Genomic DNA, 253 nt, shown 5'->3' with positions numbered 1-253 from the left:
GAGCGGGTCGATCTGTGCGAAGGCGTCGTTGAACTCGATCGCGTCGAACAGCGTCGGCGCCCCCTCGACCTCGCAGATGTGGCGCAGGTGCAGGTCGCCGTGACAGTGGCGCCCGCGTCCGCCGCGCCGGGCAAGCGCCGGCGCCAGACGGTCGAGCGCCGCCTCGGTGCGCGCGGCGAGCGCGTCCACGGCGGCCGCGTCGAACGCGGGGTCCGCCTTGATGTCGGCCAGGTTGTCGCGCGCGATTCCCGCC

Annotated in this window: 1 pseudogene; it reads right to left on the bottom strand. The window is 74.7% G+C overall.

Annotation, left to right across the window (positions count from 1 at the left end):
• Positions 1–253: pseudogene (locus tag R0J92_RS24920) on the bottom strand (hypothetical protein); the annotation flags it as partial.

It is taken from the genome of Tritonibacter sp. SIMBA_163, from assembly GCF_046535935.1.
In the GTDB taxonomy this organism is placed as follows: Bacteria; Pseudomonadota; Alphaproteobacteria; order Rhodobacterales; family Rhodobacteraceae; genus Epibacterium; species Epibacterium scottomollicae.
The sequence above is the reverse complement of the archived record's forward strand: the minus strand, read 5'-3'. Positions and strand labels throughout refer to the sequence as shown.